At 62.3% G+C, this 236-nt stretch carries 1 protein-coding gene; it reads right to left on the bottom strand.

Features of this window, described 5'->3' with window-relative positions:
- Positions 1–208 (bottom strand): ArsR/SmtB family transcription factor (locus tag SB771_RS37085; protein ID WP_410722297.1); only part of this gene is annotated, 208 nt, incomplete at its 3' end.
- Positions 209–236 lie beyond the last annotated feature (28 nt).

Below are 236 nucleotides of genomic sequence, written 5' to 3'. Positions count from 1 at the left end.
GGCCTTTCTTGGTACGCGCCACGAGACCCGCTTCGCTCAGCACGTCGAGGTGCTTCATGACAGCGGGAAGCTTGAGCGGCAGCGGACGCGCGATCTCCGTGCTCGACAGGCCGGGCTCCCGCTCCAGACGCGCGAGGATAGCCCGCCGCGTGGGGTCCACGAGAGCGGAAAACGTACGATCCAACTGACTGACCGGATACTTCGCCATGTGGTGAACTATAGAGATTGATCGTGAA

The organism is Burkholderia sp. SIMBA_051, assembly GCF_046534915.1.
GTDB classification, from domain to species: domain Bacteria; phylum Pseudomonadota; class Gammaproteobacteria; order Burkholderiales; family Burkholderiaceae; genus Burkholderia; species Burkholderia ambifaria.
The sequence above is the reverse complement of the archived record's forward strand: the minus strand, read 5'-3'. Positions and strand labels throughout refer to the sequence as shown.